This window comes from Oenococcus kitaharae DSM 17330 (assembly GCF_000241055.1).
Lineage (GTDB): Bacteria > Bacillota > Bacilli > Lactobacillales > Lactobacillaceae > Oenococcus > Oenococcus kitaharae.
The window spans coordinates 728,915-750,303 of the sequence record NZ_CM001398.1; the positions used below are offsets into that span (position 1 = coordinate 728,915).

Genomic DNA, 21,389 nt, shown 5'->3' on the forward strand with positions numbered 1-21,389 from the left:
TGATAAGGGAGAATGAAGATGAAGAAAATTTATGGATTGATAGCAGTTGTGGTGGCTGTTTTGGCCTTTGCTTTTTATCGAGCATCTACGCCAAGCAAACCAAATGCAGCTAATAAGGCAAAACAGGTAGCCGGACCTAAAACGGTCAAGGTAGGCATTCTGCAGTTAGTGACACACCCAGCTTTGGACCAAATCCACCTCGGTGTCGTGGCCGGCCTGCGTTCACAAGGATACCGCGTCGGCAAGAATTTGAAGATTGATTACCAAAACGCGCAGGCTGATCAAGCAAATCTGCAGACGATGGCTTCAAAATTTGCCAATGAGAATGAAGATTTGATGGTTGGTATTGCAACACCAGCAGCTCAGTCATTGGCTAAAGCAGCTGCAGGCAAAACACCAGTTATCTTAGCCGGCATTACAGACCCGGTCGGCGGCGGTTTGATTAAATCTAATCAGCGTCCAGGTGCCAACATCACAGGTACTTCTGGCGAATCACCGTTAAAATCGCATTTGAATCTGATTAAACAGATTGTACCCAAAGCCAAGACTTTAGGGATTATCTACACAACTTCTGATCACGGCGGCACTTATAATGCTTTGAAGATGCAAAAGCTTGCTCAGCAAGCTGGTTATACAGTTAAGATGTACACGATTTCAACAACTAATGACATGCAGACGATTGCCGGCCAAATGGTATCGCAAGTTGATGCTGTTTACGCACCACAGGATAACGGCGTCGCCAGTGCTATGAAGACACTTGTTAATGTGGCTAATGCCGCTAAAGTCCCAGTCTTTCCAGCCGCTGATACGATGGTTCATGACGGTGGGCTAGCAACATTAGCTGTCAGCCAATTCCAGTTAGGCAAAGTTTCCGGAATCATGGCTGCTAATGTTTTAAAGGGCAGAAAGCCAGCTAATTATCCGATTGAATTTATTCGCAAGGGCATCATGTCTGTGAACACGACTGAAGCAAAACTGCTCGGTATCACATTGCCGGCATCAGTCTTAAAACAGGCCAAGGACAAAGGAGAAATTTTTAAATGAATTTGACTGTTTCTACGATCGGGCAAGGCCTGCTCTGGTCGATTCTAGGTATCGCTTTGTTTTTAACTTTTAGAATTCTCAATTTCCCCGACATGACTGTCGAGGGTACTTTTCCTCTGGGAGCCGCAACAGCTGTTAGTCTGATCACACATGGTGTTGATCCATTTATTGCCAGCCTTGCGGCTTTTGTGACCGGTATGCTAGCCGGCGCAATTACTGCCTTCTTATATACAAAAGGCAGAATTCCGATTTTACTAGCCGGTATTCTGGTCATGACGGCCTGCTTATCTGTGAATCTGCGTATCATGGGCTCAGCTAATATTTCTTTGATTGGCCGGCAAACGATTTTCTCATCCCTTTCGCAGATGCCGCGCTATTTTGATGTGATTACGGTCGGCCTTGTCTCGGTTACCATTGTGACATTGTTGTTAATCTATTTTTTGCAAAGTGATCTGGGACAAGCCTTCATTGTTACAGGCGACAATCCGACAATGGCGCGTTCGATCGGGATTAATACTGATCGAATGACGATTTTAGGATTGATGGTTTCAAATGGTTTGGTCGCTCTCGGCGGTGCGGTTATCGCACAAAACAACGGCTATGCCGATATCAATATGGGTATCGGGATCATCGTTGTAGCCTTGGCTTCCATCATTATCGGTGAAGTGGTCTTTGGCAATTTGACAATGAATCAGCGTCTGGTTGCGATTACTTTAGGTTCAATTATTTATCGTTTTGTCCTGCTGATCGTCCTGCAGCTGGGTTTTTCGACAAACGATCTGAATTTACTGTCGTCGATTCTGTTAGCTATCTGCCTGATGCTGCCGCGTCTGAGCCATTTGCTTCATTTTGACAATTTAATTAAGCGAGGAGTTTCAAACAGCCATGACTAATACGAATGCAATTTTGTCTTTAAAAAATGTCACAGTCAAGGTTCGTTCCGATAACGGCAGTGAGACAGAAATTTTGAAAAATTTCAATTTGGATGTGGCTGATGGTGATTTTATTACAGTCCTTGGTGCCAACGGTGCCGGGAAATCAACTTTCTTCAATGTGATTGCTGGTACTTTACCGGCTGATAGCGGCCAGATTTTTCATGCCGGCCAGGATATTACGTCTGTGTCAGCTGAGAAACGGACAGCTTTTCTCAGCCGCGTCTTTCAAGATCCGAAGATGGGAACCAGTCCGCGTATGACCGTCGCTGAAAATTTACTACTGGCTGCTAAGCGAGGTGAAAAACGCCGTTTACTGCCGCGTCACTTGAATTCAAAAATGGCAGATTTTGAACGTATCACAGCTGCAATGGGCAATAAACTAGATCAGCGTTTAAATACAGCGACTGAAAATTTATCTGGTGGTCAGCGTCAAGCCTTGAGTTTTCTCATGGCGACCTACAAAAAGCCGGATATTTTACTATTAGATGAGCACACGGCTGCCTTGGATCCAAAGACCAGTGCCGAACTAATGCAGAAAACGGCCCAGCGGGTCAACGAGGATCATCTGACCTGCCTCATGATTACGCACCGCATGGACGATGCTTTAAAATACGGCAACCGTCTGATTGTGATTGATAATGGTGCCGTTTCACATGATTTTAATCGTGATGAAAAGGCTGCTTTGACAAAAGATAAACTCTTCTCGTTTTTCGATGCAGAGGCCTAAAGCGGCTGACCGACCGATTTATGACGCGATTAAGATAAAATAAAGATAGAAGCAATGTGAGGAGGAGTCCGAAAATGTGCGGTCGGTATACTTTTCAATCTGATTTTTCGCCAGAAATCAGCCAAATCACACGGTTGGCTCAGGCTAACGGCTATGAAATCAAGACCGGCGAAGTTTTTCCAGGAGATACAACGGCTGTAGTCATTGCCGATCAAGGGAAAATTAAAGTTGTGGGAATGGCCTGGGGTTTTCCAATTTTCGGCAACAAACGACTTTTGATTAATGCGCGTTCAGAGACTCTGCTAGAGAAACGGACTTTTTCTGAAAGCTTTAAAAAACGGCGCTGTGTTTATCCAACGACAGGATTCTTTGAATGGAACTTAGACAAGGAAAAGGTCTGGTTCAATTATGCGGACCATCATGAGGCACTTTATATTGCCGGATGTTACAACTTTTTTGATGGTCAAGCACGAAGTGTTTTGTTTACAACTGAACCCAATCAATCAGTCGCGCCAGTCCATAATCGCATGCCCTTGATTTTAAAGAAAACACAAATTGCCGCCTGGCTCTCGGATTTTAATGCGGCTAGCGAGATGATTGCGAATCCAATGCCCGAACTTTTTTCTAAAAAAGTATAATTTTGTACGTATATTTGACCACATTCACGTAAATTACAGCAATAACTTTCTTTTATCAATGAAAAAACTTAAAATAAAGTTATTCTCTTTTCTTGGAAGGATATCGCATGAGAAAATATGTGAGCGAGTTTCTAGGCACCTTTTTATTGGTTTTCATTGGCACGAGCTCAGTTGTGATTGCTCGCGGCAGTGTTTTGACGATCGCACTGGCTTTTGGATTGGCGGTCACAATTTCTGCCTATGCTTTTGGCGGTATTTCCGGCGGCCACTTCAATCCAGCCGTGACGACTGCGATGTGGTTGAATAAGCGCATTGGTTTGGCTGATGCAATTGGCTACATTGTGTCTCAGATTATCGCGGCCTGCTTAGCTTCTTGGCTTGTCCAACTGTTTGCCAAAGGACTAGGCCAAGCTGCCAATCAATTGGGTCAGACAGATTTTCCGAAAATTTCTGTCGGGCTGGCATTCACAGTTGAAACGTTAGCCACTTTCCTGTTCTTGACAATTATTCTTAACGTCACTAGCAAAGAACACGGCAATAGCGATTTTGCCGGCTTAATTATTGGCCTTGCTTTGGCTTTAATGATTGTGTTTTCCTTAAATCTGACTGGCGGGTCATTGAACCCGGCACGTTCGATTGGACCGGCACTTTTCGCTGGTGGTTCGGCCTTATCGCACTTGTGGCTTTACGTTGTCGCACCAGAAGTTGGTGCGATCATCGCAGCATACGTGTCAAAGTTTTTGCTTCAAAGCGAAGATTAAAAAAAGAACCCAGAGAGGTTCGCTTTTTTATGATTTATTTTTTTTGAAAGGATCTCTTTGATCGTGATGATCCTGATACCATTTCTCAGCTTGTTCAGTCGCGATTGCAATAGCCCTTTGATCGCTATAGCCTTTCTCTTTTAAAGCATTAGCAATGTCGACAGCTTTATCACGAGCGACTTTTTTCAAATTCTTCATTGAGGTTGGATACTCTTTCTCACTCCAGGGCATTAGATTTCCTCCGATTATTTAAAGTTCAACCTATAGATAATGATAGCAAGGCAACTTTAAAAGAAGGTAAAAGTTTGGCAATCAAAAAAAGACGGCACATAGTCGCCTTTTAATTTCTAAATATTAAGATTTTCAGTCAAATCCAAGAACTCATCGACATCTTTTTTAATCAGATCAGCGCCAGCCTGCCAGAAATCAGGTTGAGTCAGATCAACACCGAGATGTTTTTTCGCTAATTCTTCAGAACTCATGTTGGCCGTGTCGCGCAGCAAGGCGATATAAGCAGTCTCGAAATCCTGCTGTTTTTGTGCCCAAGCGAAGATACCTAAGCTGAACAAATAGCCGAAGGTATATGGGAAGTTGTAGAAGGGCACATCGTCAATGTAAAAATGCAGCTTGGAGGTCCAAAAATGGGGATGAACACCTTGATCAGATAAGGCACCGGCAAAGGCCTCTTTTTGTGCTGCGACCATGAGCTGATTCAGCTGTGCAGGCGTCAAGACACCTTTTTGGCGTTCTTTATAAAAATTGCTTTCAAAGATGAAACGGGCGCGAATGTTCATAAACATAGCTGTTGCATTGGACATTTTGGCATCCAACAGAGTAATTTTTTCAGCGTCTGATTGTGCTGCTTCAACATTAGCCGTATTGATAATCGTTTCAGCAAAAGTCGAAGCCGTCTCAGCTACGTTCATGGCATAATTTTGGCGCCACTGCGGCAGATCATACAGATTATGCGAGTGAAAGGCATGGCCCAATTCATGTGCAATGGTTGCGGCATCGTTGACTGATCCAGTGAAGGTCAGGAAAATACGGTCTTCTTTTAAAGCGGGAATCGATTCGTCCCAGCCGCCAGGCTGCTTGCCAGGACGGTCTTCGGATTCAATCCATTGATTTTCAAAGGCATGTTTGGCAAAAGCGCCCATTTTTGGCGAGTATTTGGAAAAATTATCGATAATAAAATTGGCAGCTTGATCGTAAGTCAAGGTCCGCGGCTGATAACCAGGAACCTGCACGGGAGCTGTCTGATCCTGCCAGGAGATCTGGTCAGAATCCAATCCCAACAGTTTGGCTTTGCGAGCAAAGAATTTGACCAGCATACCTTCGTTTTTAGCGACTGTATCCCACATAGCTGTCAAAGAGGCTTTGGAAAGGCGGTTTAATTCCAAAGGTTTTTCCAGAAAATCAGAAATACCGTGGGCTTTGTAGTCAGTCAGACGGGCACCAGCTAAATGATTCAGTGTGTCAGCGGACAGGTTTTCAGCTTTTCCCCACATTTTTTCATAGTTTTTCATCAAGTCGGCACGTGCATCTTTGTCTTTGATGCCATCTAACAGATTTAAGGCTTGGCCGGCAGAGACTTCCTGAATTTTGCCATCTGCATCTGTATAGCTTGTCTTTAACCCTGCAGAGATCGTGTCATAATGTGCTGACCAGGCGTGCAGTGCGTCGACCTGAAATTCGTTGATCAGTTTTTCCGTCTGATCGTCAAGCAGTTTGGCAGCTTTTTCTCTGCTCTCATTTAAAATAAAGACAATCGGCTTGGCTTTGTCATCGGCTAAAAGTTCTTTAAAACGCGCATCAGACAAGGCAGCTAAAAATTTGCCCCACTTTTGTTCTTGTACTGTGTAGTCAATCTCAATTTTTGATAAACGGTCGAACTTAGGGCCGATTTCACTTTTACCGTAATTGACTGAACTCCAAGCATTCAAGTAAAAACCAATTGTATGCAGTTTACCTTCAGCTGTCTGCAGGGAATCAGCAGCAGCCAAAATGGCCTGATTGCTGGATGTTTCGGACAAAGCAGCTAATTCTGCTGCTAGGGACGGATTTTCGCCTTCAGCCGCTTGAAAGGCTGATTCGAGTTCCTTAGAATCCAGCCCTGGGAACACGCGATCAATGTTCCAATTTTGTGAGTACGTCATTTTTTCTCCTTATAATATGAAACTATTATAGCTTTCCTTGGCCTGATGACAATTTATTTTAATGTTCGATGGCGCGCAGCCGGAATTTTAAGCTGCAGCCGGTATTTAGCCACAGTTCGACGAGAAATTGGCATATTTTCTTTGACTAATATGGCAGTCAGTTCGCTGTCCGAATAGGGTGATTTAGGATCCTCTTGTGCGATTAGTTTCAGCAGCCGGGTTTGAATTTCTTGATCGGAGTGTGTTTCAAAAAATGACCGGCGTGTAAAGAAATCTCTTAATGGAAAAATCCCGAAATCGGTTTGGAGGGCTTTTAAACGAATCGTGCGGCTGATTGTGGATTCGCTTTTATGTAACTGCCAGGCGACTTCCCGCATCAATAAAGGTGCAATCGGATGATCATCTTGCGTGAAAAAGGCCAGCTGTTTATCAGCTAGTACCTGCCCAACAGCTAAAAGCGTCTGCTGTCTTTGATCGAGGCTAGCTGTCAGCCAGTCATATTGCTGGCGCTGAGTTTTAAGATAACTGTCTAAATCAGTGTCTTTATTTGGCGAAGTTTGCAAACGATTGAAGTAGCTTTCGTTGAACTTTAATTCTGGTTGATTAACTTTGAGAATTTCGACGACTGGATGGTCAGCTACCAGATGGATAGCAATATCCGGAATCAGCAGTACTTCGGTTCGCGGCTGATTGAAAAAAGCGCCCGGTGCAGGTGATAAACGCTGCAGGTAATGTAATGCCTCAGATATCTGAGCGGTGCTGCTATGATGCCTGTCGGCTAATAACTGCAAATCCTGATTTTTTAATAAATCAGGCTCATCCTGCATGAGTACAGCGGCTAGTTTCGGTGCTCGGGGATCGCGTTGAATTTGCAGATCCATTGCTTGGCTGAGTGATTGTGCACCGATACCAGACGGGTCTAACTGCTGAAGCAGTGTTAAGGCATCCATGGCTTGGACTTTGGAAATGGCCAGTTCTCGTTGGATATCAGATAGTGAAAGTGGCAATATACCATTCTCATCAAGCTGAAAAACAAGCGCAATCACCCAATCTCTCAAAGGTGCATCGCGCATAGTTAAATTAATTTGATCAAGCAGGTAGTTATCTAAAGATTGATCTCGATCTGCTTGTGCTTCGATCCAGCTATTGTTGTCAGCAGAAACAAGCCCATCCAGAGAATTTTGATACCAAGCGGGTAGTTTGACATCTAAAAAGGGATTATTATTGCTGGCATCATTAAGAAAGCTGGTTAGTTCTTGATTGGTCAGCTGAAGCATTTGAATGGATTGCTGCAGCTGCTGCGTCATTGTGAATCCTTGGCGCTGCTGCGGCCGCTGGGATAAATTCTGCTGTCTCACTGAAAACTCTCTTCTCTATCACTCAATGATAGAACTACGCATATAAACTATATAACACAATTTGCTCCTATATGGTTCACATGCCTCCATCGGGAAAAAAGATGGCCTTGTATTTAGACGATCCGTATGGATCCTTTGATCATTTTAATGGTTCCTTGGCCTGTGTGCCCTTAAAGAATGGTGCCAGATCATATGGGCCAGCAGGATGACGACAAACAAAATGAACCAGATGCTTAAAGACGCAGCTTGATTAGCCGCGTTATTAGCGGCAGCTGCACCATCAGTTTTGCGCAACCATAAAAATAAGGCACCGATCACAAAAATAAGTGACCAAATCCCGGAACTGATTTTCCAAACTTTCATGCTGCCTCCATCTATGATAATATTTTGCTCCCAGCTCAAAACGGCTGTTTCATTCAATTATACATACGTGTTTTAAAACAGGTTTACGACAATTTTGTTTTCACACACAATTTAGAGGAAAATGGATATGTGAGGGAATTTGTTTTAAGTTAAGGAGACAGCCGATGGGCTTATTTATTAAAGAAGCATTATTCAAAACATATATGCAGCAAGTAGATCCTAAATTGGTGTATGAACCAGGCCATGCCGTGATTTCTGTGAATATTGTGAATTTAAATCCAGTCACAAATTGCGTCTATATCGGTGATGATTTTTTCTTTGCAGCTCGCTACAATGACGCTTTCGATGCATTTTCAAACGGTTTTGTGCTTACAAAACATCAGATTGCCAGTATCACTCTCAAAAGCAAAGCACTGGCGGATCAATTAATCATCGAAACAACCGAAGAGGACCCGCATAGTCATCAGCCGTTAACCTTAAAAATGAGCCTGCCGAAAATAAATCAAACATCTTGGCACGTAAAGAATTTAAAACTGCTGCGGCAGCGTTTGGCCAAAGCCTAATTCTTTGGAGGGTCTTATGAAACGAATCGATAAGATCGAGAGAAGCCTGAATGACAGCTGGGTCCAGCAGACGATTGATCAAGCAAAAAAACGACCCGGCAGCACAGCTGAAGAATTAGCTGCTCAGACACAAGTGAGCCGTGCGAATTGTTCTTTAGAATTAAATAAACTCGTGAGGCTCAAAAAAGCGGTGAAAATCAAGAGTTTTCCGGTACGTTTTCTGCCTATATCCTGGGTGCGGGAAAAATTCGGTATCTCAGATTTGGCTTATTATGAATTTACAGATTTACAGCAGCTGGAATCGAGCTTAACTGCTAAAGCAGCAGCTGGCGTACCAGCTAATGTATCTGCACAAAAAATCGCTATTGACCTCCATGGCGACCCATTTGCACAGGTCATCGGTGCCCAAGGGAGTTTGAAAAATGCCATTTCTCAAGCTAAAGCCGCCGCTTCCTATCCGCCGCACGGCCTGCATATGCTGCTGGTCGGACAGACAGGTTCCGGGAAAACCTTCTTTGCGAGGAAAATTTACGATTTTGCCAAAGCCCGCGGCTTATTAAGTGCAGACGCGCCGATGATGGCTTTTAACTGTGCTGATTATTATAACAACCCTCAGTTGCTGATGTCTCAGCTTTTCGGTTACGTGAAAGGTGCTTATACAGGTGCTGACAAAGATACGCCTGGCCTAGTTGAACAAGCCGATCATGGCATCTTGCTGTTGGATGAAATTCATCGCCTGCCTCCTGAAGGACGGGAAATGCTGTTTTATTTCATTGATAACGGCCACTTCAGCCGCTTGGGCGAAAGCAGCAAGGATCGTACGGCCAATGTCTTAATTATTGGTGCCACAACCGAGGATCCGGCTTCCGCACTCTTAAGTACTTTTCTGCATCGGATTCCCATGACGATTCGTATTCCTTCTTTGGCCGAACGGACTTTATCCGAAAAGGTTTCTTTAGCCAAGTATTTGTTTCAACAAGAAGCGCAAAGAATCAAAAAACAGCTGGTAGTAGCCATTGATGTCTTGACGGCTTTGATTACAGCCAACAATTACGGTAATGTTGGCCAACTAAAATCTCAGATTCAGCTGGTTTGTGCGCAAGCTTTTTTAAACAGTTTGAATACAACGGATAGGGTCTTAGTTAAAGTTAATGATCTGCCTGAAGAAATTCGCCAAGAATGGCTATCAAGCAGTTCTAATCTGAAAAAATCCAAGGAATTGCTGTCGCTCGTCGATACAAATACGGTTTTTAATGTCGACGGTTCGGCTGATCAGCCTGAGAATAGCGAAGGCAATATCTATAGCGAAATTGAAAACAAAGTCGGTTTGTTAAAGTCACACGGCGTTTCAGACGACGAAATTCACCAATATATCATGACTGATCTGCATTTGCACATCAAAAATTTCTTTGATCAAGGACGTGTCGAACAGAATTTAGCAAAATTTGTCTCGCCGGAATTACTGGATTTCACTCATGAGCTGAAAAAATTGGCCGAAGAAAAACTGCATACGCAGCTGGATCAGCGTTTTATCTATTATATGGGCATGCATATTGACGCTTTTTTCAAACGCGGCCTTAAAACAGACTTGCTGCTGGAACCGGAAATCCAAGAGATTAAAAAGAGCCATGCCAAAGAGTATCAAGTGGCCAAGTTGTTTGCTATGAGAATTAAAAGTAGTTTTGACGTTTACCTGCCGGATATTGAAGTTATTTACCTCACCATGCTGCTGGCATCAATTGAGACACTGTCTGTTGACCACAAGGTCGGTGTACTAGTAGTTTCTCACGGTAATAGTACGGCTTCTTCGATGGTGCAGGTAGCCAATGAATTGTTCGGCGGCCATTATGCACAAGCGCTGGACATGCCGCTTAATTTGTCGCCGGAAGATATTTTTCGCAAGATGACTGCGATCGTACCTCGTTTGGATCAAGGCAAGGGCGTGCTGCTGCTCGTTGATATGGGTTCTTTAGCGATGTTAGAACAGCGTTTAACAGCCGAAACAGGCGTCTCAATTAAAACGATCACAAATGTCACAACTTCGATTGTGCTGGATGTGATTCGCAAGGTGAATTATTTGAATATGGATCTTGGCTCGATTTATAATTCTGTCCGCGAAGATTTTCGCGAATTGGTGATGCAGGGCGATCTGCCCAATGAAACTGCCGCACAAAAAGTGATTCTGGCTATTTGCACAACAGGCAGCGGGACTGCCAAAAAAATCCAGGACATATTGGAACAAATTATTCACAGCAATACAAAGGAAGCAATCAGCGTTAAGACGGTTTCGGCTTTAAAAATGACGGAACAGATTGCTAAAATCGTACTTGATTACGAGGTGATTGCAGCTGTTGGGACAAAACGGCCAAGCCTGCCGGTACCTTACGTGTCGTTAGAGGAACTCATTGGTGGAAATGGCGAGGATGTGTTGAAGGCTGTCTTGCGCCATGAACCAACTTTGCCTCAGCAGCAGCCTTCGTCTGACAAGACGATTGTGGCTTATGACTTATGCGAAGATATTTTAAAAGCACATTTGGTCTACTTGAATCCTTATTTAATTAATCAATTGCTGAATAATTGGATTGATCAGGTCCAGCAGCGTTTGAATCACCGTTTTTCCAATAGCCTGATTATCAAAAGTATTGTTCATACGGCTTTTGCTTTTGAGCGTTCATTGCGTCAAGACAATTTGACTTTCACGGAACCGACCACCCCTGCCTTGGCGCGTGCGGAAAAATTTATTAGCCAGTCGCTGACTTTCTTGATGAAGGGGAAAGTGTTTCAAAGTTGTTTTAAATTCCGGCCAACTTGTTTCAAAAAAATCGTAAATCGTTCCAAATGATCATCAGTTGTTTTAAAACACCTCTGTTCTTCTTTTTTTAAGGATGACAGAGGTATTTTTTTCGTCTTTTTTTGTTTAAAACAAGTCTGGCACGCTGTTTGCATGTAGATAAGTGAGGAGGAATAAGAATGGTAACAATAATTCTGAGTGGTCACGGACAAGCAGCACCTGGTCTGCTAAGTGCTTTTGAGATGATTTTCGGTCACAGTGACCAGATTCATGTTGTGACATTTTCAAAGGGTGAGGGTGTTGATGATTTAAAAGCACATTATCAAACGGTCTTAGGCACATTAGCGCCAGGCAGCGAGGTTTTGTTTCTTGTCGATCTTTTTGGCGGCAGCCCCTACAACGCAGCGACGCAACTGGTCTATGGTCATACGGAGCGCGATATTGTAGCTGGAGTTAATCTGCCAATGCTGCTGGAGGCAGGTTCAATGCTGGCTGGATCACTGTCAGCTATCGTATCGCATCTGAAGGAAATTGCACCTGGAACTGTACGCGTCTTTAGTGACGAGATTAAAAGTGTGAACACGACAGCTAGCGACGAAGGAGGGGATACATTATGAAAATAACAGTGACAAGAATTGACGACCGTTATATCCACGGCCAGGTTTTGACCAAGTGGATCAAGTTGCTGCCGGCAGACCGTATTATCGTCGTTAGTAAAGAAGTTGCTGATGATCCGATGCGTAAAACACTGGTTTTGTCTGTGGCGCCGTCTAATGTGAAAGCCAGTGCAGTCAGCCCGGAAAAAATGGGGCGGGTGTTTCAAAACCCTAAATATGAAGATACAACAGCCATGCTGATTTTTGGTAATCCGACAGAATTGCTGGAGGCAGTTAACGCTGGCGTTGAAGTTAAAAAAGTGAATGTTGGCGGTATGCGTTTTGCGCCGGACAAAATCCACGTGACAGAGTCAGTCAGTGTGACACCAGAGGATGTTAAGGCCTTTCGTGCACTGGCCGATAAAGGGATCAGTCTGGATCTGCAGCAGCTGCCGGGGGATGCCAGCAAAGACTTCATGAAAATCCTCGACGATAAATCATAAAGGAGATAACGGAAAGTGAATATTATACAGGGTATTTTAGTTTTGTTAGTGGCCGGCATTGCTGGCGTCGGTTCCGTTTTGGATGAAGGACAGACGCATCGGCCGCTTGTTGCCTGCACGCTGGTGGGTTTGATTTTGGGCAACTTGAACATGGGCATCATTTTGGGCGGTACTTTGGAAATGATGGCCTTAGGCTGGATGAATGTCGGCCTGGCTATGGCACCGGATACCGCCTTGGCCTCAATTGTGTCAACGCTGCTGGTTATCAACACACACGCCAACATTGGTGAGGGTATTGCGATTGCTGTGCCGCTGGCTGCAGCCGGTCAGGCATTAACGATCTTTGTTCGGACGATTGTGGTTTTCTTTGTTCATAAAGGTGATGATTTTGCCAAGAAGGGCAATTACCGCGCAATTGAATGGATGCATGTAATTTCCATGGGTCTGCAGGCATTGCGCGTGATGGTGCCGACAGCTATTGTCATGATGATTAGTACGAGTGCTGTTGAGGCGGGATTAAAAGCAATTCCAACTGTTATCACAGGTGGTTTGCAGATTGCCGGCGGTATCATCGTGGTTGTCGGATATGCGATGGTGATCAACATGATGGATGTGCCGCATTTGAAGCCTTTCTTCTATTTAGGATTCTTGTTTGCTGCATTTACGAACTTCAACCTAGTTGGTTTTGGCGGCTTGGGTTTGATCTTTGCTCTGCTTTACATCCAGCTGAAGTACAACAACAATAATGGAAACAATCATCATAGCAGCGGTACTAGTGAGAAACTGGCAACGGCTTCTGCTTCAAACGGCGATGATGATTTAGATGACGATTTGGATGATTGAGAGGAGACATAATGGATAATGCAATAGCAAATACAGACACAAAAAAGACTTTAACCAAAAGCGATCTGCGCCACATGTACGTACGTTCCTGGTTTCTGCTTGGTTCATTTAACTTTGAGCGTGCGCAGAACATGGGCTACTGCTTTGTTATGATTCCGGCTATCAAGCGCTTTTATGCACCGGGCAAAGAGCGTAATGAGGCTTTGGAACGGCACATGGAGTGGTTTAACACACATCCTTGGCTGACAGCACCTATCTTTGGTGTTACATCAGCCATGGAAGAGGAAAAAGCTAATGGCGGCAAGGTTGACGGCACTGCGATTGCCGCCATGAAAATCGGGCTCATGGGCCCGCTGGCTGGTGTTGGTGATCCACTGCTTTGGGGAACGGCAAGGCCAGTGCTGGCAGCTTTAGGTGCTGGTATTGCTAAAACAGGCAGTATCTTAGGGCCGCTTTTGTTCTTTGTTTTAATCAACGCCATTCGTCTTTCTATCAAGTGGTATCTGCTCAAGTACGGATATCAAAAAGGCAGTGAGATTATCAGCGATATGGCTGGCGATCGCATCAAGAAGCTGACTGAAGGCGCCTCTATCATGGGATTATTCGTCATGGGTGCTTTGGTCTCCAAGTGGACGACGATTAATATTCCTATTGTTGCAACAAGGATTAGCGGCAAAACGCAAACGATACAAAATATATTGGATACGGTTCTGCCGGGCGCGTTGGCGCTGGTATTAACACTGTTTGTTTCTTGGCTGCTGAAAAAAGGCGTCAGTCCTTTGACAATTATCTTTGGTATTTTCGCTTTAGGTATTATCGGCAAGTGGTTAGGATTTCTTGGTTAAATCGTTGTTTGTACAAATCTGCTCTGAAAGGAGCAGATTTTTTTTGGCTGCTTTTCGTTTTGATCATAGCAGCGGCTGTTGTAAGATGAAGGAAACCTTGGCAGCCTTGTTGACACAATTGGAACACTGGCAGAACGCGATGAACAAAGTTTCTTTCTTTGCAGCTTTTTATGCAGCTTTGAAAAAAATGCTGCCTTTTGTCGTTGTGACGGTTTTTTTCCACCTGTTTGTGTCTATTTTCTTGACACAACCGGGCTTTTTTCTGACCGTATTTAATATCAAACTACCGGCTTTTTTACAAGCTCCGGCAATCGAATTATCTCAATTGGACTTTTACTTGACGCGTCTGCTGCTGCCTTTGTTTGCTTTTTTCTATGCTGAGCATTTAATGGAGCCCCTTGACCATGACAACCGCCATGATTTAATTCCTCTGGTTAATTTTATTGTGACTTTTTTGTTGTTCAGCAACGATTTTCTTTTTCAAGCTTCCGGCCAAAATCTGCTTGTTGTGGCAGCAGTCACTTTTGTGCTCACGCGCTGTATGCAGCTATTGATTCGGCATCCGAATACGTTTAATCGGCAATTATTGATCATGTTTTGTCTCTTATGCCTGGTTTCGGCAGCCTTAGCGGCGGCATATCTTTTAAAAAATCACCAATTTGCCCAGATGGTTAATCTGGGACAGTGGTTTAATGACCGTTTTGTCTACTTGCTGTCAACAAATTTTGCTGGTGTTCTCCTGCTGGCCATCACGGCGAGTCTTTTCTTGTGGCTGGGATTACCGGTACCACTGGCTTTAACACGTAACACTTTTTCTCTTCCGGCAGCGATTGGTAATTTGAACGCTTCTTTGGACAATAAAGTTTCAACCGTGCCAAACGTCTTAAGCCTGCACACGCTTTATGATGCTTTTGCAGTTTTTGGCGGCGTTTCGATGAGTCTCGCCTTAATTCTGCTTTTATTGTTGAAGGGGCGCGCGCAATCCAAAAAAATGGCTAAGATTGCTCTGTTGCCCAGCCTTTTTAATAGCAATCAGATTCTGGCCTTCGCACTGCCGATTTTTTTCAATCCTTTGCTGCTGCTGCCTGCTGTATTGGCACCTTTAGCAGCTGTATCGATCTCAGCAATTGCCTTAAAAATGAATTTGGTTAATCCTGCTGTTTATCAGCTTCCTCAGCGAACACCGAGTCTGTTCGTGGCTTTTTTATCATCAGGTGCTGATTGGCGAAATCTGCTGCTGGTTGTTATCAATTTAGCAGTGGGGATGCTGATCTATTTTCCTTTTGTGAATCGCTGGTTAGAAAGGGATCGCGATGAAAAAGATTAAAAATGTGTCTGCTGGATTATTTCTGCTGCTTTTCTCACTGGCATCGTTGTTCGTCGGCCGCAATTGGGTGCGGCAGAGTATTCAAAACCAGGCAGTTGTCTATAATTCTAGATTGAATCCTACGATTATGATTCCTGGCTCGGCTGCCAGCAATACGCGTTTTAATAACTTGATTCTAATTCTGAACAGCAAAAGTACGCCGCACTCTTTATTGCGCGTCAGAGTCAATACGAATAACACAATTACTTATTCCGGCCGTATCAAAGCTAATGACCAGCAGCCTTATATTGTGATTGGTTTTCAAAATAACAGCGATGGTTATGAGACGATTAAGCGTCAGGCACGTTGGCTGAATTTAGCCATGCAGGCTTTGCAGAAACGTTATCATTTCAATCATTTTAATGCCTTTGGTCACTCCAATGGTGGATTAGATTGGACAATTTACTTAGAAAATTACTTTAACAGCAAAAAAAATACGGTTGGTACTTTGATGACTGTTGGTTCGCCCTACAATTTTTCTGAAAGTTCGCCCAATGATCGGACACAGTTGCTAACCGATTTGATAAAAAGGCGTCATCATCTACCGCCTTCTCTTGTTGTATATTCGATTGCCGGCACTGAGACCTACAAAGATGATGGGATTGTGCCGATCGAGAGTGTCCTTGCCGGCCGCTATATTTTTCAAAACGTTGTTCATTCTTATACGCAAATTACGGTTTCTGGCGCTGATTCTCAACATTCTGACCTACCCACTAATCCACAAATCATTGAATTAATTCAAAGACGTATCCTTGATTTTCCAATTTCCCCATTGCCGAATACGAATAATGGTGGGACCAACTAAACTTATTTTTTGTTACAAATTTGCAATAGAGATGCAATTAATGTAACATGATTTGAGATTACGAAAAGGAGAAGGCGTGAAGATTTTGTTTGATTTTTTCCATCGTCCAGCCGTTCAATTTTTGTTAGAAACAGTATTTTATTTTGTCGTGCTGGTCATTTTGCTTTATTTATATGGATATACCGGTATTAACGATGGCGGATTTATCTATAACGAGTTTTAACAGGTGATTATGATTAAAAATATTTTAGAAACAATCAATGCACAAGCCGCTATCCATCCCGATTCACCGGCATATGATTATTTGGGCAGACATAACAGTTATCGCGACCTCAAAGAATATTCTGATTCTTTGGCTGCTTATATCGATTGTCAGCCAATCAAAACAAATGCACCGATCATGATTTTTGGTGGTCAGGAATTTTCGATGATTGCGAGTTTTTTGGCTGCTGCTAAATCTGGTCACGCTTATATCCCTGTCGATGTAAACTCGCCTAGCGAGCGGCTAACGGCGATTTTAACCATTGCTGATCCCGCTCTTGTGATTGCCTGTGATGCGTTGCCGATAAAAATTTCAGACCGGCCGGTGATTCAAGCTGATCAGCTGGCAAATATTTTTTTGCAGCAGACTGCCTACAAGATGACTCATGCCGTCACTGGTGATGATACCTTCTACATCATTTTTACATCTGGTACAACGGGTCAACCCAAGGGCGTACAGATCAGCAGCAGCAACATTTTAAGTTTTGCCAATTGGCAACTAGGTTCTGATTTTAATCTTCCTGAACATGCTTCCACGTTAGCCCAAGCACCTTTCTCTTTTGATTTATCTGTCATGGACTGGATTCCGGCATTGTTAGCCGGCGGGCAGCTGCGGGCTTTGCCAAAAGAAGTTGCTGATAATTTCAAAAAACTCTTTGAGATTCTGCCGCAGTATGATTTGCAGGTTTTTGTTTCGACGCCTTCTTTTGCAGAAGTCTGTCTGATAAATCCGGATTTCGATCAAGTTCATTTACCTCAACTGAGTCATTTTCTTTTCTGCGGTGAGGAGCTGACTAAAAAGACTGCCGACAAGCTGCAAGGACGTTTTCCTGGCGCTAAAATTTTTAACACATACGGGCCGACTGAGGCTACTGTAGCTGTTTCGGGAGTTCAAATAACTCAGCAGCTTGTAAATCAATTCGATCGTCTGCCTGTGGGCTATGTCAAATCTGATACGCAAGTCACGATTTTTGATGAGCAAGGGAAACCCGTACCTCGTGGCCAATCTGGGGAGATCATTATTTACGGCCCAAGTGTTTCAAAGGGCTATCTGAACAATCCACAAAAGACTGCAGCAGCCTTTTTCCATTATCAAGGGCAGCGGGCTTATCGTACCGGAGACTTAGGCAGTTTGGATGCACGCGGTCTGCTGCATTATGAGGGCCGTAAAGATTTTCAGATCAAACTGCACGGCTATCGGATCGAGCTTGAGGAAGTGAACCATGGTTTAAGTCAAAGTGATTTGGTCAAACAAGCCGTGGCTATTCCACGATACGATTCGGATCATAAAGTTGCCCAATTACTGGCATGGGTCGTGCCCAAAGATAATCAGTTTGCCAAGGATGCTGATTTAACAAAAGCGCTTAAAGAAGATTTGAAAGAACGGATGATGTCCTATATGATTCCCAGCCGTTTTGTTTACAAAGACAGTTTGCCGATTTCAGCCAACGGAAAAATTGACATCAAAAAAGCCATCGCTGAGGTCAATAATGTTTGATTTTTTCGGAAATCAACTGCCTAATTTACAGCCCTATGCGGATCCGACTTACTTTATTTACCTGCTGATAGCCATACTGCCTTTAGCCATCGGTTTATATTTCGGCCGGCGTTTTAAGATTTATGAAGCCATCTTTTCGTTAGTTTTCATTGTTTTGATGTTTACAGACGACAAGCTGGGCCAGGGATTAGCTCTAATCGGCTATATTATCTGGCAGCTGCTGGCCGTATGGCTGTATCATATCTACCGGAATCGCCAAAATAAGGCCTGGGTTTTCTATCTAGCCGTGTTCGCCTCCATTCTGCCCTTGATCATTGTGAAAATGACGCCAGCCATCGATGAAGGCGCCAAATCGATCATTGGTTTTCTTGGTATTTCTTATCTGACCTTTCGTGCGGTCGGCGTGATTATGGAAATGTGGGACGGTGTCCAAAAAGATTTCAAAGCTTGGCATTTTTTTAGATTCATGGTTTTTATGCCGACCTTGTCTTCGGGCCCGATTGATCGTTATCGGCGTTTTGAAAAAGATTATCAGCAGATTCCGGACCGGAATCATTATGTGGATTTGGTTGGCAAAGCTGTTAAATATCTGTTTATCGGTTTTTTGTATAAATTCGTATTGTCTTATATCTTCGGCAGCTTAATGCTTCCTAATGCTGAAAATATGGCTTTGGCGGCTGGCAAGGGGCCATCATTTGAACTTTTGTGGGTCATGTATATTTATGGTTTTTACTTGTTCTTTGATTTTGCGGGCTACTCCTTATTCGCTGTCGCCGTTTCGTATTTAATGGGCATCGAAACACCAATGAACTTTAAGGCGCCTTTTAAGTCAAAAAACCTGAAAGAGTTCTGGGATCGTTGGCACATCAGCTTGAGTTTTTGGTTTCGAGATTACGTTTTCATGCGGATGGTCTTCGCCATGAAGAAAAAACGATTATTCAAAAAATCCACCACTTATTCAAGTGTGGCTTATGTCTTGAATATGCTGCTGATGGGTTTTTGGCATGGCATCACTTGGTACTATATTGCCTATGGCCTATTTCATGGCTTGGGTCTAATGATTAACGATGCCTGGCTGCGTTATAAGCGCCGCCATCTAAAATGGCTGAAGTCTAATTGGTTGACACAAGGCATTGCGATTATCTTTACTTTTCACGTGGTGATGTTCAGTTTCTTGTTGTTCTCGGGATTCTTGAATGTTTTATGGTTTATCAAAAAATAGAGGTGTAAAAATGGAAAAAGAAGTTCTAGAAATTTTGAAAAATATTGCTGGTGAAGATTTGTCTGACCAGCGTGATGAGAATTTTTTTGAAAATGGTCTCATAGATTCAATGGCGACTGTTGATTTGATTTTAGCTTTGCAGGAAAAGTTCTCGATCAATGTACCAGTCTCTGAATTCGATCGCAGCCAATGGGATACGCCCAATAAAGTGATTGCGCAGGTCAAGGAGCTGATGAATCACTAATGGGGAAAAAGCTCTGGAGAATTTTTGGACCCGTACTGCTGGCTGTCGCGATTCTGCTTGTTTTGTTATTTGCGCCTTTTAATTATTCTCACTTTTCATCCAAAGATGAACAGCGGGCGGCAGTTGCTTTGAATTCTGTCGTTTTTAAGAATCAGCAGTTAAAAAAACAAGCGTTATCGGATCAGCATATGCGTTACATTCCTTTTTTCGGGTCTTCTGAATGGGAACGTATGGATGCCTTCCATCCTTCAGTGCTAGCGGTTAAATATCAACGCAGTTACCGGCCGTTTTTATTAGGCCGGCGGGGAACACAGTCACTGACACAATATTTTGGCATGCAGACCATTTTGCCACAATTACAAAATAAGCAGGCTGTTTTTGTTATTTCGCCGCAGTGGTTTGATCATGTTGGAGCTGAACCTGCAGCTTTTGACTTTTATTTTTCCAATCTGCAAGGTGCTGATTGGCTATGCCGTGCAAAGAATACAGCTGTCGATCGATATGCAGCTCGTCGTTTCCTTACGTTGCAGGGCAAAGGCCGCAAAGATGATTTAGCCGCTATGTATCGGCGGATTGCCCAAGGAAAAGCCTTGACCCCTTTTCAAAAATGGGAAATCCGAACTCGAAAAAATGTTTTAGAACATGAAGATGAGCTATTCAGTAATTTTCATATCAATGATAATTATGACCGGCGAATTTTAAAGCAAAGCCAATACCTGCCAAAGAAATTTTCTTATGGTCGCCTAAGCCGCATAGCAGGCCGTATGGCAGCTAGGGGGAGCAGCAACAACGCATTTGGTATTTCTAATCGTTTCTATCGCAGCAAAATTCGGCCGATTGGCGTGCGGCGTTTGCGCGGCGTTCAAAGGAGAGCCAGTTATTTGCGATCCCCGGAGTATGGTGATTTGCAGTTGCTGCTGACTCAATTTGCTCAGTCCAATATCAATGTCATGATTGTAATACCACCTGTTAATCATAAATGGGCTGCCTATACAGGCTTAAAAGAAGCGCGTTATCAGCGTGCTGTGCGTAAAATCAAATATCAACTACATCAGCAATCTTTCAACCAGGTATTGGATTTGTCCAAAGATGGTAATCAGCCCTATTTTATGGAAGATACGATTCACCTAGGCTGGCGCGGCTGGCTGGCTTTTGATAAGGGTGTATATCCTTTTCTCACCAAAAAGCAGAAGCAGCCTCACTATCGGATTAATAATCGTTTCCTATCCAAAAAATGGCAGCAGCTGCGTTTTACAGAATCAGATGCACGCAAGCTGATTAAAAAATAAATTTGGACAAACAAAAAGCCGCTGCTCATCACAGTGGCTTTTTTGGATTTACTGAATTTCAATATGATGTGCTTGATTCTCATCAGACTTTGGTAAAACAAGCTTCAAGATGCCATCTTCATACTTAGCGCTGATCTTGCTTTCATCAACACCAGGGAGATAGTAGCTGCGAGAATAACTGCCAGAGCGGCGCTCACTGGCAACGAGATGATTTTTCTTATCTCTTTGCTCCGAATCACGATTCAGCGTGCCCGATACGGACAGATTATTGTTAGCGTAATCTATTTTAATATCCTTTTTGTCTAATCCGGGCAGTTCAATCTGTAAAGCGTAAGCTTTGTCATCCTCGGAAATATCGGTCCGCATCAAAGGATTACTCCGACGCATACCGTTCCAAAACTCATCACGCGGGCCAAAGAAATTATTCATCAAATTTCCCATCATATCGCCGACGTCCATCAGTCCATCATTCCTATCAATTAAATCATTTGCCATATTCAATACCTCCTATTGCTAAGTGATATATCATATCTATCGCTTACACCTATTATAATAGTCAGTATTGGTCAGAAAGTCAATAA

Annotated in this window: 23 protein-coding genes; 18 read left to right on the forward strand and 5 right to left on the reverse strand. The window is 43.4% G+C overall.

Features of this window, described 5'->3' with window-relative positions; genetic code table 11:
• Positions 1-18 precede the first annotated feature (18 nt).
• The 5 genes from trpX (at position 19) to OKIT_RS03625 (ending at position 4,105) form a co-directional block, all read left to right on the forward strand.
• Complete coding sequence (gene trpX, locus OKIT_RS03605; protein ID WP_007745405.1) at positions 19-1,044, forward strand: tryptophan ABC transporter substrate-binding protein; 1,026 nt, start codon at positions 19-21, stop codon at positions 1,042-1,044.
• Positions 1,041-1,937, forward strand: a complete 897-nt coding sequence (locus tag OKIT_RS03610; RefSeq protein WP_007745407.1) for an ABC transporter permease — start codon at positions 1,041-1,043, stop codon at positions 1,935-1,937. Before trpX ends, OKIT_RS03610 begins: the two co-directional genes overlap by 4 nt.
• On the forward strand, positions 1,930-2,706 hold the full coding sequence (locus OKIT_RS03615) for an ABC transporter ATP-binding protein (protein ID WP_007745409.1): 777 nt from the start codon (positions 1,930-1,932) through the stop codon (positions 2,704-2,706). The genes OKIT_RS03610 and OKIT_RS03615 overlap by 8 nt, the downstream gene beginning before the upstream one ends.
• A 74-nt stretch (positions 2,707-2,780) precedes the next feature.
• Complete coding sequence (locus OKIT_RS03620; RefSeq protein ID WP_007745411.1) at positions 2,781-3,344, forward strand: SOS response-associated peptidase; 564 nt, start codon at positions 2,781-2,783, stop codon at positions 3,342-3,344.
• Positions 3,345-3,451: 107 nt separating this feature from the next.
• Positions 3,452-4,105: an MIP/aquaporin family protein gene (locus OKIT_RS03625; RefSeq protein ID WP_007745412.1), complete on the forward strand. Its 654-nt coding sequence runs from the start codon at positions 3,452-3,454 to the stop codon at positions 4,103-4,105.
• Between the two features lie 27 nt (positions 4,106-4,132).
• Here OKIT_RS03625 and OKIT_RS03630 read toward each other — a convergent pair whose 3' ends face one another.
• The 4 genes from OKIT_RS03630 to OKIT_RS03645 form a co-directional block, all read right to left on the reverse strand.
• Positions 4,133-4,336, reverse strand: coding sequence for a DUF2188 domain-containing protein (locus OKIT_RS03630; protein WP_028291878.1), 204 nt, complete (start codon positions 4,334-4,336; stop codon positions 4,133-4,135).
• A gap of 116 nt (positions 4,337-4,452) precedes the next feature.
• Complete coding sequence (locus OKIT_RS03635) at positions 4,453-6,261, reverse strand: M3 family oligoendopeptidase (protein ID WP_007745414.1); 1,809 nt, start codon at positions 6,259-6,261, stop codon at positions 4,453-4,455.
• 53 nt (positions 6,262-6,314) lie between these two features.
• Positions 6,315-7,619, reverse strand: a complete 1,305-nt coding sequence (rpoN, locus tag OKIT_RS03640) for an RNA polymerase factor sigma-54 (protein ID WP_007745415.1) — start codon at positions 7,617-7,619, stop codon at positions 6,315-6,317.
• A 144-nt stretch (positions 7,620-7,763) separates the two neighbouring features.
• Positions 7,764-7,982 (reverse strand): DUF3923 family protein, encoded by a 219-nt coding sequence (locus OKIT_RS03645; RefSeq protein ID WP_007745416.1) that lies wholly within the window; start codon positions 7,980-7,982, stop codon positions 7,764-7,766.
• 164 nt (positions 7,983-8,146) lie between these two features.
• Here OKIT_RS03645 and OKIT_RS03650 point away from each other — a divergent pair, with 164 nt between their 5' ends.
• The 13 genes from OKIT_RS03650 to dltD all read left to right on the forward strand — a co-directional run bounded on the left by OKIT_RS03650 (position 8,147) and on the right by dltD (position 20,808).
• Complete coding sequence (locus OKIT_RS03650; RefSeq protein WP_007745417.1) at positions 8,147-8,545, forward strand: hypothetical protein; 399 nt, start codon at positions 8,147-8,149, stop codon at positions 8,543-8,545.
• A gap of 16 nt (positions 8,546-8,561) precedes the next feature.
• Positions 8,562-11,387 carry a sigma-54-dependent transcriptional regulator gene (locus OKIT_RS03655; protein WP_007745418.1) on the forward strand — a complete coding sequence of 942 codons (2,826 nt, stop codon included), beginning with the start codon at positions 8,562-8,564 and terminating at the stop codon, positions 11,385-11,387.
• 128 nt (positions 11,388-11,515) lie between these two features.
• A complete protein-coding gene (locus tag OKIT_RS03660) occupies positions 11,516-11,953 on the forward strand; it encodes a PTS sugar transporter subunit IIA (RefSeq protein ID WP_007745419.1) in 438 nt (145 codons plus the stop codon).
• The gene (locus OKIT_RS03665) at positions 11,950-12,435 is read left to right on the forward strand and encodes a PTS sugar transporter subunit IIB (RefSeq protein WP_007745421.1); all 486 of its coding nucleotides are present in this window, start codon (positions 11,950-11,952) and stop codon (positions 12,433-12,435) included. The genes OKIT_RS03660 and OKIT_RS03665 overlap by 4 nt, the downstream gene beginning before the upstream one ends.
• Before the next feature lie 15 nt (positions 12,436-12,450).
• Complete coding sequence (locus OKIT_RS03670; protein WP_007745427.1) at positions 12,451-13,278, forward strand: PTS mannose/fructose/sorbose transporter subunit IIC; 828 nt, start codon at positions 12,451-12,453, stop codon at positions 13,276-13,278.
• 11 nt (positions 13,279-13,289) lie between these two features.
• Positions 13,290-14,123, forward strand: a complete 834-nt coding sequence (locus OKIT_RS03675) for a PTS system mannose/fructose/sorbose family transporter subunit IID (protein WP_007745428.1) — start codon at positions 13,290-13,292, stop codon at positions 14,121-14,123.
• A gap of 43 nt (positions 14,124-14,166) precedes the next feature.
• On the forward strand, positions 14,167-15,450 hold the full coding sequence (locus OKIT_RS03680; protein ID WP_007745429.1) for a PTS transporter subunit EIIC: 1,284 nt from the start codon (positions 14,167-14,169) through the stop codon (positions 15,448-15,450).
• Positions 15,437-16,294 (forward strand): alpha/beta hydrolase, encoded by an 858-nt coding sequence (locus tag OKIT_RS03685; protein WP_007745430.1) that lies wholly within the window; start codon positions 15,437-15,439, stop codon positions 16,292-16,294. Before OKIT_RS03680 ends, OKIT_RS03685 begins: the two co-directional genes overlap by 14 nt.
• Positions 16,295-16,370: 76 nt before the next feature.
• Positions 16,371-16,517 carry a teichoic acid D-Ala incorporation-associated protein DltX gene (locus OKIT_RS03690; protein WP_171900381.1) on the forward strand — a complete coding sequence of 49 codons (147 nt, stop codon included), beginning with the start codon at positions 16,371-16,373 and terminating at the stop codon, positions 16,515-16,517.
• Between the two features lie 9 nt (positions 16,518-16,526).
• Entirely contained in the window at positions 16,527-18,053 is a 1,527-nt protein-coding gene (dltA, locus tag OKIT_RS03695; protein WP_007745432.1) for a D-alanine--poly(phosphoribitol) ligase subunit DltA, read from the forward strand.
• On the forward strand, positions 18,046-19,275 hold the full coding sequence (gene dltB, locus OKIT_RS03700; protein ID WP_007745433.1) for a D-alanyl-lipoteichoic acid biosynthesis protein DltB: 1,230 nt from the start codon (positions 18,046-18,048) through the stop codon (positions 19,273-19,275). Before dltA ends, dltB begins: the two co-directional genes overlap by 8 nt.
• A 10-nt stretch (positions 19,276-19,285) precedes the next feature.
• On the forward strand, positions 19,286-19,519 hold the full coding sequence (gene dltC, locus OKIT_RS03705; protein ID WP_007745438.1) for a D-alanine--poly(phosphoribitol) ligase subunit DltC: 234 nt from the start codon (positions 19,286-19,288) through the stop codon (positions 19,517-19,519).
• Complete coding sequence (gene dltD, locus OKIT_RS03710; RefSeq protein WP_007745440.1) at positions 19,519-20,808, forward strand: D-alanyl-lipoteichoic acid biosynthesis protein DltD; 1,290 nt, start codon at positions 19,519-19,521, stop codon at positions 20,806-20,808. Before dltC ends, dltD begins: the two co-directional genes overlap by 1 nt.
• Positions 20,809-20,856: 48 nt before the next feature.
• On the opposite strand, the gene OKIT_RS03715 is transcribed toward dltD, so the two are convergent.
• Positions 20,857-21,303 (reverse strand): Hsp20/alpha crystallin family protein, encoded by a 447-nt coding sequence (locus OKIT_RS03715; RefSeq protein ID WP_007745441.1) that lies wholly within the window; start codon positions 21,301-21,303, stop codon positions 20,857-20,859.
• Between the last annotated feature and the right edge of the window lie 86 nt (positions 21,304-21,389).